General features: G+C 58.8%; 12 protein-coding genes, 4 tRNA genes and 1 pseudogene. 15 read left to right on the top strand and 2 right to left on the bottom strand.

All coding sequences use genetic code 11. The features are described 5' to 3' along the window. Positions 1 to 58 precede the first annotated feature (58 nt). Positions 59 to 1,162, top strand: a pseudogene (locus KSS91_RS28850) (HAMP domain-containing protein); the annotation flags it as partial. Continuing rightward, positions 1,142 to 2,023 carry a methyl-accepting chemotaxis protein gene (locus tag KSS91_RS28845; protein ID WP_437179763.1) on the top strand — a complete coding sequence of 294 codons (882 nt, stop codon included), beginning with the start codon at positions 1,142 to 1,144 and terminating at the stop codon, positions 2,021 to 2,023. The pseudogene KSS91_RS28850 and the gene KSS91_RS28845, both read left to right, overlap by 21 nt. A gap of 155 nt (positions 2,024 to 2,178) precedes the next feature. On the opposite strand, the gene KSS91_RS21980 is transcribed toward KSS91_RS28845, so the two are convergent. Beyond that, a complete protein-coding gene (locus KSS91_RS21980; protein WP_217836111.1) occupies positions 2,179 to 2,937 on the bottom strand; it encodes a hypothetical protein in 759 nt (252 codons plus the stop codon). 383 nt (positions 2,938 to 3,320) lie between these two features. Here KSS91_RS21980 and KSS91_RS21975 point away from each other — a divergent pair. The 4 genes from KSS91_RS21975 (at position 3,321) to KSS91_RS21960 (ending at position 3,733) form a co-directional block, all read left to right on the top strand. Beyond that, positions 3,321 to 3,396, top strand: a tRNA-Glu gene (locus tag KSS91_RS21975). Between the two features lie 2 nt (positions 3,397 to 3,398). Continuing rightward, a tRNA-Gly gene (locus tag KSS91_RS21970) sits at positions 3,399 to 3,474 on the top strand. Between the two features lie 104 nt (positions 3,475 to 3,578). After that, a tRNA-Glu gene (locus tag KSS91_RS21965) sits at positions 3,579 to 3,654 on the top strand. 3 nt (positions 3,655 to 3,657) lie between these two features. Then, positions 3,658 to 3,733, top strand: a tRNA-Gly gene (locus KSS91_RS21960). Between the two features lie 58 nt (positions 3,734 to 3,791). Here the strand turns inward: KSS91_RS21960 and KSS91_RS21955 are convergent. Continuing rightward, a complete protein-coding gene (locus tag KSS91_RS21955; protein ID WP_217836110.1) occupies positions 3,792 to 4,661 on the bottom strand; it encodes an AraC family transcriptional regulator in 870 nt (289 codons plus the stop codon). 407 nt (positions 4,662 to 5,068) lie between these two features. Here KSS91_RS21955 and KSS91_RS21950 point away from each other — a divergent pair, with 407 nt between their 5' ends. The 9 genes from KSS91_RS21950 to KSS91_RS21915 all read left to right on the top strand — a co-directional run bounded on the left by KSS91_RS21950 (position 5,069) and on the right by KSS91_RS21915 (position 11,946). Beyond that, positions 5,069 to 5,260, top strand: coding sequence for a Flp family type IVb pilin (locus KSS91_RS21950; protein WP_217836109.1), 192 nt, complete (start codon positions 5,069 to 5,071; stop codon positions 5,258 to 5,260). A gap of 156 nt (positions 5,261 to 5,416) precedes the next feature. Continuing rightward, positions 5,417 to 5,608: a Flp family type IVb pilin gene (locus KSS91_RS28350; RefSeq protein ID WP_225923709.1), complete on the top strand. Its 192-nt coding sequence runs from the start codon at positions 5,417 to 5,419 to the stop codon at positions 5,606 to 5,608. A gap of 30 nt (positions 5,609 to 5,638) precedes the next feature. Continuing rightward, a complete protein-coding gene (locus KSS91_RS21945; RefSeq protein WP_217836108.1) occupies positions 5,639 to 6,169 on the top strand; it encodes an A24 family peptidase in 531 nt (176 codons plus the stop codon). Between the two features lie 2 nt (positions 6,170 to 6,171). Beyond that, the gene (locus KSS91_RS21940; protein ID WP_217836107.1) at positions 6,172 to 7,500 is read left to right on the top strand and encodes a DUF8689 domain-containing protein; all 1,329 of its coding nucleotides are present in this window, start codon (positions 6,172 to 6,174) and stop codon (positions 7,498 to 7,500) included. Positions 7,501 to 7,515: 15 nt separating this feature from the next. Further along, entirely contained in the window at positions 7,516 to 8,331 is an 816-nt protein-coding gene (gene cpaB, locus KSS91_RS21935) for a Flp pilus assembly protein CpaB (protein ID WP_217836106.1), read from the top strand. Positions 8,332 to 8,406: 75 nt separating this feature from the next. Continuing rightward, entirely contained in the window at positions 8,407 to 9,750 is a 1,344-nt protein-coding gene (locus KSS91_RS21930) for a TadE/TadG family type IV pilus assembly protein (protein WP_217836105.1), read from the top strand. Between the two features lie 8 nt (positions 9,751 to 9,758). Then, positions 9,759 to 10,238 carry a TadE/TadG family type IV pilus assembly protein gene (locus KSS91_RS21925; protein WP_217836104.1) on the top strand — a complete coding sequence of 160 codons (480 nt, stop codon included), beginning with the start codon at positions 9,759 to 9,761 and terminating at the stop codon, positions 10,236 to 10,238. Next, positions 10,238 to 10,732, top strand: coding sequence for a TadE/TadG family type IV pilus assembly protein (locus KSS91_RS21920; RefSeq protein ID WP_217836103.1), 495 nt, complete (start codon positions 10,238 to 10,240; stop codon positions 10,730 to 10,732). The genes KSS91_RS21925 and KSS91_RS21920 overlap by 1 nt, the downstream gene beginning before the upstream one ends. Then, a complete protein-coding gene (locus tag KSS91_RS21915) occupies positions 10,726 to 11,946 on the top strand; it encodes an AAA family ATPase (RefSeq protein WP_217836102.1) in 1,221 nt (406 codons plus the stop codon). The genes KSS91_RS21920 and KSS91_RS21915 overlap by 7 nt, the downstream gene beginning before the upstream one ends. The last annotated feature ends 3 nt before the right edge of the window (positions 11,947 to 11,949 follow it).

Here is an 11,949-nt window from a genome sequence, read left to right as displayed (position 1 = left end):
GTTGCCACTGGCCCGTTGCGAATCTGCGTCTACAGACATTGGCAGGGGACTAAGTGCAATGAATTCGGCCGTGCAAGGACGTTTTGCCAACCTCGGTATGGCGAAAAAACTGGGTGTCGGGTTTGTCCTGGTGCTGTTATTGACTGCGCTGGTGGCGGGCATTGGCGTGTGGTCCCTGCAAACCATCAGCCAGCGCTTCGACGGACTCAAGCAAATGTCATCGCTCAACAGCGGTTTGCTCAAGGTCCGGTTGCTGGAGCAGGAATACGCCTTGCACGGCAATCCGAAAACCGTCGATGCCCTGCACGAGGGCGTCGATGGCTTGATCGCACTGGCCGGTCAGCTCAAGGCCGCGTCGGCGGCCAATGTGCCGGTGATGAATGATGTCGAACAGTCACTGGGCGCCTATCGCAAGGCCTTCGACGAGTTTGTCTCGCTCACCCAGGCCAAGGACCTGGCGCTGGAAATGGCCAGTTGGTCGGTGTCCAGCGTGGCCAATAATCTTGATGTATTGCAATCGGGGCTTGCCGATGACGGCGCTTATACGCTGAAAGATTCCGAAGGCAGGGACGGCGCGCAATTCATCGAGCAGGCCGGTCAGGTCAGCCAGGTTTCGCGCTTGATGCTGCAAGCCATGAATGAAGCGCGCGTGCGCCTGGATCAAAGCCGCAAAGGCGACGACAGCGCCGGGCAGGGCAAGATCGAACAGGCCAGCCAGGCATTGGCCCAGGCCGAGCAGCTCAAGACCACGGTCAAGGACGAGGGTTACCAGACCGTCCTCAATGAGGTGACGGGTCATATCGCCGGTTTCAGTGACAAGCTCGCCGAGTACACCGGCCTGCTGGAACAGGAAAAAACCGTTTATCAACAGTTGCACCAACGCGCAGCCCAAGTGGTTGAGCGGGTGGATCAGGCTTATGTCGCTGAAGATCAGGCGATGCAGGCCGAACTGAAAAAGAACTCGATGCTGATCCTTGGCTCTTCCGCTCTGGCGTTGCTGGTCGGGCTGGTTGCTGCGTGGTTCATCACCCGGTTGATCGTGGCCCCGCTGCGCAGAGTGATTCATGTGGCGCAGCAGATTGCCTCAGGGGATTTGAGTGCGACCATTGACGTGACCCGGCGTGACGAAATTGGCCAGTTGATGCAGGCCATGCAACAGATGGGCGCGGGGCTCAGCCATATCGTCAGCGGCTTGCAGTCGGGAATCGAACAGCTGGCCACTTCCGCCCAATCGCTATCGACTGTGACGGAACAGACCAATCTCGAAGTCAGCACGCAGAAAGAGGAAACCGAACAGGTCGCCACCGCGATGAATCAGATGACGGCCACGGTGCATGATGTCGCGCGCAACGCAGAGGAAGCAGCCCTGGCGGCGCAAACGGCTGACGGCAAGGTTGAAAGTGGTCAGCAGGTGGTGCGCCAGAGCATGGCGCGGATCGAGCAATTGGCGGACTCGGCCAACTCGGCCAGCTCGAGCATTGAAAGCCTGAGTGCGGAAATCCAGAACATCGGCACGGTCTTGAGTGTGATCAAAAGCGTGGCAGAGCAGACCAACCTGCTGGCATTGAACGCGGCGATCGAGGCGGCCCGGGCGGGTGAGCAGGGCAGGGGCTTTGCGGTGGTGGCCGATGAAGTGCGTGCACTGGCCAGGCGAACCCAGCAATCGACCGAGGAAATCGAACGCCTGGTCAGCGCTTTGCGCTCGGCGGCGCAGTCGTCGGTGCAGCAGATCCAGAGCAGCGGCGAGTTGGTGAAGCTGGCGGTCAGCGATGCCTTGCAGACCGAAAGCGCACTGGGAAGTATTGCGGCGGCGGTATCGTTGATCCAGCAGATGAACCAGCAGATCGCCGCGGCGGCCGAGGAACAGAGCTCGGTGGCCGAAGAGATCAACCGCAGTGTCACCAGTATTCGTGCCAGTGCCGATCAATCATCGCTGGCGATGCAGGGCAATGCCGCCTCCAGCATCGAGTTGGCGCAACTGGGGGTTGAGCTGAAGGGGATGGTGGGGCATTTCAGGCTGTAGGAGCGAGCTTGCTCGCGATGGCCGCAAAGACAACGCGCGTTGACTGAGTGAGCGCGGTGTTCTGGAGTCCATCGCGAGCAATCGAGCGTCGACCGGCTGCTCCTACAGAAGAACAAAAAAAAGCCACCTTGCGGTGGCTTTGTTGTTTTCGCTGATCAGTCGTAGATCACTTTCTTTTTCCAGTCCGCGTCAGCTTCGACGTCTTTGAGGCCTTCGGTCAATTGGTTGACCTCGCCTTCGACCGGCGCAATGCGATCCATGACCTGGTCATTGGCGCGGGCCAGGAGTTTTTCCAGGTACTCCAGTTGCTCGGCGTAGACCTGTGGTTCCTGTTGCTTGCGCAGATATTGCACGCCGCGCTCGAATGCCAGGCGAGCCTGTCCGGGCTGGTTCTGTTGCAGAGAGTGCTGACCGAGGTTATTGAAGAACTCGATGTGCAGCAGCACCAGGATGTGGCGCACTTCACGAATCCAGCGCTTGGCTTCGTTGGGGGGCAGGAAGCCGTCCTGTGCCGCGCGGGTGATTTGCCCGTGCAGGGCTTCAAGCAGGAAACGTACATCCTTGGCCTTGGCTTCGGTCTGGATCGGTGCCGGCGGATTGTTGACCGGGATCGATTCACCCTGGCCGACAAGGGCCTCCAGTTCGGCGATCCGTGCCTTGAGGTTGGCACTGGATTTTTCCAGGTTGAGCAGGCGCTGGCAGACGTTCAGCTCCAGGCGGGTCAACAGCAGTTTGAGTGCCGGGGTCATCAACTGGCCGGGGAAAGTCTCGGTGATTTCGCCGCAGCGTCGCAGGCGATCGTTGAGCTCAATCTTGGTACGGGCCTTTTCCAGCTTGTTGTTTTCCACCACATGGTTCATGTAGCCAATGGCGATCAACAGTGCGATCCCGGCTACAACTAGCAGGGTGATCATGAGTGGCGTCACCGGTAAGACCTCTTTTTAGGGTACGCATGCGAGTCTAGTGGCTTGGCATTTGAGCGCCTAGGCCCGTATGACGGGATGGATCGGACATGCCTGCGCTTATATCGGCCGCAGCCTCGCTTCTATAAATGGTGGCACGCGACATACAGATTGCCATCACTGGAGGACTATAACGTCTTGGCGAGTGCCAGAATATAGGCGTCAAACACCGGGCAGCGGAAAAACCGCAAAGGCGTCCAAAACCAGGGCGAAGTCATTGATTTAAATAAATTTATATCAGGGGGTTGACGACCTCTCAATCCATCCATAGAATGCGCGCCACTTGCAGCGTAAAGCACACAGCGAAACGAAGCAGGGAGTGAATGTTGTAGTGTGTCCCCTTCGTCTAGTGGCCTAGGACACCGCCCTTTCACGGCGGTAACAGGGGTTCGAGTCCCCTAGGGGACGCCAATGCGGGAATAGCTCAGTTGGTAGAGCACGACCTTGCCAAGGTCGGGGTCGCGAGTTCGAGTCTCGTTTCCCGCTCCAATTTTAAACAGCGTTGCTTTCGGGCAGGGCTGAGTGAAACCAGAACCAAGTCTCCGGATGCGGATCTGGGCACCGAAACACACACCATGTGTTCCGGGCAGCGTGTCCCCTTCGTCTAGTGGCCTAGGACACCGCCCTTTCACGGCGGTAACAGGGGTTCGAGTCCCCTAGGGGACGCCATTTGCGGGAATAGCTCAGTTGGTAGAGCACGACCTTGCCAAGGTCGGGGTCGCGAGTTCGAGTCTCGTTTCCCGCTCCATATTTAACGAAAACGCCGCTCATTGAGCGGCGTTTTTGTTTGCGCGTAAAAAACCGGATCAACCGCTGAGGCTCTGTACCAGGCTTTCAAGCGCGTCAGTGGTTGCTTCATCCTGCTCCAGTTGCACAGCCGCCGCCGCTCTGAGTTGGCGTGCCAGGCGGTATTCACTGGGCGTGCAGTTTGCGAACTGCTTGAAGGCACGAGCGAAGTAGGACGGATCCTTGAAGCCGGCTTCATAGCCGATGCTGGTAATCGGCATCTGGCTGTTGTCGAGCAGTTCTTTGGCGAAGTTCATGCGCTTGTCCAGGATGTAATCCGTGAAGCCAAGTCCATTGGCCTCCTTGAACAGGCGGCTGAAGCGAAATGTTGTCATGCCGCAGCGCTGCGCCAATTCCCTCTGATCGATGCTGTCTCGAAAGTGCTGTTCGATGTACAGCATGACGCTGTTCAGTGCCTGGTGTTTTTGGTGTCCTGAGGTCAGCCGGATACTGTCCGGCAGGGTCGGGGAGTGGTCGATCTGCGATGACTTGCCCAGGCCGTTGGTATTTCGGCGTAGCTCGCAGAGCTGCAGTACTGCCGCCAGGTAACGCTTCCTCTCGCTGGTCGAGAGCGGGAGCACCATGTATTCCCAGACGCTGGAGCGCATGGCCCATACCGCCAGTTCCTCCGAGTGCTGCACGGTGAACATGGTGATCGGGATGGTAGGAGTGGTGCGTTTGATCTCCAGCAATAGCTTCAAGCCTGGAGTGTCGGGGCGATCAAAATGGACGCAGATCATGTCTGCCTGTTCCCTGACGGGCAACACGGAGTTTTTTGCCAGTTTGCAGTCGCAGGCGTCCTCGAACTGCGTGACGAGTTCTTTCGTGGACCGATCATGAGTCAGATCGAACCACAGGAGCGATGGCCTTTTGGTCAAATTGGACGTCATGTCTCTACTCTGGTGGTTCTAGTGACTCTCTCCGCCAGTATTGCCAATGTGCCATCAATTTGCAGATTAAATCCTGATAGAAAAGACGATTTTTAGTTCCATTCGCTCTATGGGTCATCTGGAAGGCAGCTCCGGGCGATTATTTGCTCGGGTGTCTTCGAAAAAACCGGGCTTAACCGCCTGTCGCTTGTGAATCAATGGCAGTTGCCTTTGCGTTTCAATGCCTTGTTTACCCCCTCCGTTACTTCTGCAAAGGCCAAAGCTGCGTATTTGGCCACCCCGCAAAAAAGTCCTAGCGATGCGCAAAATCCTCCTAACACCCATGCCTTGCTCCTGACTAGGGTTGCACTCAGGCAGCGCAGAAAGCACTGCCTCAGAAAAAACAACATTCGAGTGAGGTGGGCAAAATGATCATGCAAACAATCAAGGCTTCGGTAGTGAAGTTCGTCAAAGACGAAGATGGCCTGACCATTGTGGAGTATGCGGTGGCCGGTGGGTTGATTACGGCAGTTGTTGTCGCGGCGTTCACTCTTCTTGGCGGCGCGGTGAATACCAGGGTCCGGGGGCTGTGCACCGCCATTGGTGGTGCTGGTTGCTGATAGCGATAACTCACCACGGTGGGCAAAGGCAGCGACGTTCCGGGAGCAGCGGGCTGATACTGCTTTGCTGCTAGGGCGACCCGCCATCTTGGTCGGTTTCGCGCAGTTCCTACCGATGCTCATTCTGGACGGTGTCGTCAAAGTGAGGTGATCAAAATGCTTAGTCAAACAATCAAGGCTTCGGTGCTGAAGTTCGTCAAAGACGAGGATGGCCTGACCATTGTGGAGTACGCGGTAGCGGGAGGGTTGATTACGGCAGTTGTTGTCGCGGCGTTCACTCTTCTTGGAGGCGCCGTGGATACAAGGATCAGGGGACTGTGCAACTCCATTATTCCTGGTACGTGCTGATAACGATAACTCTTGGTAGGGAGATGCATGATGTCCATGGAACAGCTGGTAGCGACTTTTGTGCTGATAGGACTGCTGGGCGTGGCGGTGGTGAGCGACCTGCGTCGCCACCGCATTCCCAATCTGCTGATCCTGGTAGGTCTGACCTTGGGGTTAGCCAGCCAGACCTATTCAGGTGGAATCAGTGGGATGGGGGATGGTCTGTTGGGCCTCCTGATCGGCTTTGCGCTGTTCCTGCCCATGTATGCCCTGGGTGGCATGGCGGCCGGTGACGTCAAGCTGATGGCCATGGTCGGCAGTTTTCTACCCCCCCATTACGCCTTGTGGGCTGTGTTCTTCAGTCTGATATGGGGAGGGCTGTGCGGTTTCCTGATCGTTCTGGTGCGCGGTCAATTGTTGCAAACCCTGGGGCGCTTTCGGTTGATGTTTTTGGCGCGGGCCTACATGGCGCCGAACCCGGGCGAGGTAGCTGGCAAACCCTTTCCTTATACGGTAGCGATCCTGCTGGGGACGTTGAACAGCATCTACTGGCAACTTAATGCCGGTGGATTCGGAGGTTAGACATGCACGTCATCGTCGATAGTGATGCCTACCCCAGCGATCGGGGAGCGGTGCAACGGCTGGCTCCTCAGCCCTGCACTATCCGCGAAACTGGCCTGACCGACAGTTTTCTCGGCGAGTTGGTGTGCAAGCATTTGCACGACGCCGGTGTGCTGGACATGACGCGGCTGGTGGACCGCCTGGCGCTGACCGGTGCGGTACTTGAAGAGGTCCTGGCGTTTCTGCGCAAGGATGGCCGTGTCGAAGTGCTGGGCCAGGTGAGTCAAACCGGCGGGCAGATGTTGCGTTATGGCCTGACCGAGCGTGGTCGCAGTGCCGCCCGGGATGCCCTGTCGCGTAGCGGTTACATAGGAGCGGCACCGTTCCCGGTGAGTACCTACCGCTCCCTGATCAAGCTACAGACCATTCACCATGGTCGCATCAACGCCAACGATATGCGCAATGCCCTTGCTGGCGTAGTGCTTACGGAGGAGATGCTTGATCAGTTGGGTGTGGCGATGAACTCTGGGCGCGCAATCATGATTTATGGCCCCGCCGGTACTGGCAAGACTTATGTCAGCAGTCGGCTGATCCGTCTGTTTGCCGAGGCCATCTGGATCCCCCATGCCATCGTCATCAACGAGTCGGTGATCGAGATCTATGACCCGCAGGTGCATCAACGGCTCGATGACAACGCTCAGCAGAACACTCTGATGCTCAACGAAGGGATCGACCGTCGACTGCTGTGCTGCAAACGCCCGATCGTCATCACGGGCGGTGAGTTGAGCATGGAACAGCTGGACGTTCGCTATGACCCTTTCACCCGTCAGTACCAGGCCGCCTTGCAGCTCAAGGCCAGCAATGGCCTGTTCATCATCGACGACATGGGGCGCCAGCGCATGGCACCCGCCGAACTGTTGAATCGCTGGATCGTCCCGATGGAGGAAAAGCGCGACTTTCTCAACCTGGGTGGCGGTCGGCATTGCGAGCTGCCGTTCGATCTGATTCTGGTGTTTTCCACCAACCTCAATCCCCTGGAATTGGCCGATGAGGCCTTCCTTCGCCGGATTGGCTACAAGCTGCAATTCGGTTACCTGAAGCCCGAGCAGTACGAAAAGATCTGGCGTCAGGAAAGCGAGCGTCTGGGCATTTCCTATGACCCGCTGCTGGTGCGTTATGTACTGCAAAGGCTTTATGCAAGTGAAGGCATGCCCCTGGTGCCTTGCCATCCCCGTGATCTCCTGAACATGGCACTCGATCGCCAGCGTTATATGGGCGGTTCCGGACCACTGTCACCGAAAGAGTTGGAATGGGCCTGGCACAACTACTTCGTCCAGCTCGACTTTCTTTGATGCGGAGATACTGACATGAGCTCTCGTACTCTTACCTTGATAGGCGTTTCCCTGGTCATGGGCCTTGGGGCTGCATGGATGGCCGACTCCTGGCTGAGCGCGCGGCTCAATGCCAGCCCGGATGACCACCTTCGAAACGTGGTGGTCGCCACGGTGGAGATTCCATTCGGGCAGATGGTCGAGGCCCAGCAGGTCACGACCGTACGCATGCCCATGGATACGATCCCGGACGATGCCTTCGATGCCAGCGAAAAAGCCGTGGGCAAGATCGCAACCTTCGACATTCTGCGGGGCGACATCGTGCGCGGTGCACGTCTGAGCGAGCATCTGGGGGGCAGTACCCTGGCCTCTTTGATTGCGCCTGACAAACGCGCGATATCGGTACGTGTGGACGATGTGGTCGGCGTGGGTGGATTCCTGTTGCCGGGAAACCGGGTCGATGTACTGGCGACCAAAACCACCAATGCCGGCAGTAACAGCGCCACGTCCAGGACCATCCTCGAGAACTTGCGGGTGTTGGCGGTGGATCAGACCGCGGGCACCGACAAGACCCAACCGGTAGTGGTGCGGGCAGTGACCCTGGAGATGTCGGCCGCTGAAGCGGAAGCCCTGGTCACGGCGCAGACGGAAGGCAAGTTGCAATTGGCGCTGCGTAACCCGCTGAACCTCGAGAAGAAAGCGGTGGCCGTTGCGCCGGCCACGCCTGTTGCCCCGGCCATGGCAGTGGCCACCGCCGAGGCGCCAAAACGTGCGGTACAGCGCAGCAATGGCGGGGGTGGGGGTATCACCGTCATTCGCGGGACCGAAGCCAAAGTAGTCAACATCCGCTGACAGGGCACAACAGGTATCCGGGCACCAAGGTATTGGCGGAGCCGATCCGGATCAGTATCGGCAATCGAGGGCTTGATGATGAATCTTCGTATTCAGCGGCCGTTCACTTCGACGCCAAGGCGCCAGGAAGGATCGGTGAGTGTATTGATGGTGATCGCGTTGGCGGCGATGGGCATGATGGCAGCGTTGGCTCTGGATGGCGGGCATATGCTGCTGAACAAAACGCGCCTGCAGAATGCGGTGGACGCCGCCGCCCTCAGTGGCGCCAAAACCCTGAGTCAGGTGGAGGGTGGCGCCAACAGTGCCAGCACGACGCGTACCGCCGCCCTCAATACGCTGGTACAAAATGCCAATGCCACGGGCAACAACGAGTTGGCCACGGCTGTCGGTGGCAATCCAGGTGCATTTGCGGTGGTGGAATTGGCAAGCAGCGTCTATGGCCCGTTCTCCTATCCCGGGCCGACGGATGCCAAGTACGTTCGGGTATCGGTACCGAGCTATAGCCTGACCGGGTTTTTCTGGAACTTCGCCCAGGTATTTGGCACTGGTGGCCTGGGAGCCAAAGCGGTGGCCGCGATCGCCACCGCCGGACCCAGCCCTACCAGCCCCTGCGACCTAGCGCCTTTGATGGTCTGTGGCGACCCGACGCAATACAACCCGGGCGCCGGCATGTTCTGGGGCTTTCAGTTTGGTGATTTGCAGGTATTGAAGACGGCGGCCGGTAATTCGTCGCCCATTGGTCCAGGCAACTTTCAGTTGCTCGATTTTGGCTCGGGCGGCAGTACGGTCAGGGAGGATCTGGCCGGAGGTGGCAAGGTCTGCCGCAATGTGGGAGATAACGTCACGACCGCCCCAGGCAACAAGGTCGGCCCTACCTCTCAAGGCCTGAATACGCGCTTCGGCATCTACAACGGCCCGGTCAGCGCCTCGGACTATCCGCCGGACCTGGTGACCACGTCCAGCAACCCCGCAATCACTTACGACGACTCAGTCAACCCACCACAAATGAAGTACCAAGGGCAAACCGTCACCTCGAACAACGGCAATCTCACAGCCGGTAGCAACTCGATACTGGACTACAACGACTGGCGTGCAAGCGTTGCCGCCTGTGTGGCGGGGGGCAGTGGCTGTCAGGGCAATGGGGTGTTCGAGCGCCGGATGCTGAAAATCGTGGTGGGCGACTGCACCGGCAAACAGGGCGGTTCAACCTCGATCCCCGTCCTCGGTTTTGGCTGCTATTTCGTAGTGCAGCCCATGGATGGCGGTGGCGGGGACGCGCAGATCTTCGGCCAGTTCGTGAAGGAATGTGAAGGCGACAACGTGGCCGGCCCCTCGCCGTCAACCGATTCCGGCCCGCAGATCATTCAGCTGTACAAAACCTATCTCACCGGCAGCGGTACTCCGAGCACTGACTCGTAGGGGGCGTCATGAGACTTCACGGATTTAAAAGTCGGCAGCGCCAGCAAGGCCTGGCCATGGTGGAGTTCACCCTGGTCTTGCCGGTGTTGCTGTTGCTGATGCTGGCCTTCGGTGAGTTCGGCCGCATGCTCTATCAGTACAACGTGCTGCTACAGGCTAGCCGCGATGCCGGCCGTTTCGTCGCCAGCAATGCCTGGGACTCGACGCTGGGTGCGGTATCTCTTGGCAGTACGCTTCTGACCCAGACGAAAAACGTTGCGGTGTATGGCGTGCCGGCCAATACCGGCACCGCAGTGGTATCAGGGCTGACGACTGGCAACGTGGTCGTGGCCGCAGTGGGCACCGACCATGTGCGGGTCACCATCACTTACACGTTCTGTCCGGTGATTGGCGCTGGCAATTGCACCGGATCGCTTCCCGGTTTCTTTGGTAATCAGATTGCACTGAGCATTCCGCTGGTCGCTACTACCGTGATGAGGGCGCTGTGATGAACAGAAAACACATGCGCGGCATCTATTCGGTGGAGTTCGCCATTGTTGGTCTGCTGGTGTTCACGCTGTTGTTCAGCGTGGTGGAAATGGGTCGCCTGTACTTTACGGTCAATGCGCTGGATGAAGCCGTACGGCGTGGTACGCGCCTGGCTGCGGTGTGCAATATTAGCGATCCGGTGGTTCTGCGGCGGGCGATCTTCAATGCCGCAGGCGATGCTGGTACGAGCCAGTTGATCGGCAATCTGTCCACCACCCACCTGACCCTGAGTTATCTGGACGTAAACGGTGCTGTGGTGGCCAACCCTGCCGATACGAGCGGAGTCAATGGATTCCGTGCCATCCGCTATGTCCGGTTGAGTCTGCAAAACTTCGTTTTCAACCTGTTCATTCCCGGGTTCGGCGTGCCCATCACCTTGCCTGCATTCAGGGCAACGTTGCCACGTGAAAGCCTCGGGCGTCATTCCGATTCCGGGGAGATCACGCCATGCTGAATACCAAGGAAACTCCAGCCTCTACCTCGACCGGCAAAGCCGGGCTACGGTTGCTGATCAGCAGCCGTGATGCCACGTCGTTGCGCGACCTGCAAGGCGTCTGCCAGCGCATGCCCAGCCTGGAGGTGAGTACTCGGCTGGTGAGCAACGGGCATGTCGACCCACTCTACGGTCTGGACCGGATGCCCGATCTGTTGCTGTTGCGCGTCAGCCATCTGTGGCGCGAGGAGCTGGCGGCACTGTTGCAGCGCCCGGCCCATGAGCGTCCGCCGATGCTGGTGTGCGGGCTGCTGAGTGAACAGGAAGGCATGCGCCTGGCGATGCAGGCCGGCGCCCGTGACGTGCTGCCGGAGCCCGTCGCCGAGACGGAACTGGTCGCCGCCTTGAATCGGCTGGTCATGGAAGTTCGGACCGGCAGCGGGACAGAAGGGAAATTGATCGCCGTGACCAGCTCCAAAGGCGGATCCGGCGGCACCATGCTGGCCTGCAACCTGGCTCAGCAGCTCAGCATGAAAGGTGGCACTGCCCTGTTGTTGGATATGGACCTGCAGTTTGGCAGCGTGACGCATTACCTGGATGTGGCGCAAACCCACAGCCATCTTGAGGTGTTGCATCAGATCGATGGCATGGACAGTGTTGCGCTGCGGGGTTTTTGCAGCCACTTCAGCCCCACCTTGCATGTGCTGGGTGGCCGGGCCGGTGAGCTGTGTCTGCCGCAGGATGCCCAACCCGAGCAACTTGACACCTTGTTGCAGTTGGCTCGCGCCAGCTATGACTGGGTAGTGATCGATCTGCCACGGCAGATCGACCACCTTACCGGCTCCGTGCTGGAACAGGCGGACCGGGTGTACGTGGTGGTGCAGCAGAGCGTCAGCCATCTGCGCGATGCCAGCTCCCTGGTGCGGATCCTTCGCGAAGACCTGGGCGTGCGCGGGGATCAATTGCAGATTGTGGTCAACCGCTTTGACAAGTCGGCAGCGGTCAGCCTCAAGGATATCGGCGATACGCTGCGCTGCACGAACCTGTCGAAATTACCCAATGACTTCAACCTGGTCAGCCAGAGTCAGAACACTGGCGTACCGTTGGGTCTACATGCGCCGAAGGCGGCGATTACCGTTGCCCTGCGCAACGTGGCCGATGACCTGCTGGGCAACCAGATGGCTGGAAAAAAAGGCGTGTTCAAACGCGCCTTCAACCGTTTTTTCGGGGGGTGACCC

This window comes from Pseudomonas azerbaijanorientalis (genome assembly GCF_019139795.1).
GTDB classification, from domain to species: domain Bacteria; phylum Pseudomonadota; class Gammaproteobacteria; order Pseudomonadales; family Pseudomonadaceae; genus Aquipseudomonas; species Aquipseudomonas laurylsulfatiphila.
The sequence above is the reverse complement of the archived record's forward strand: the minus strand, read 5'-3'. Positions and strand labels throughout refer to the sequence as shown.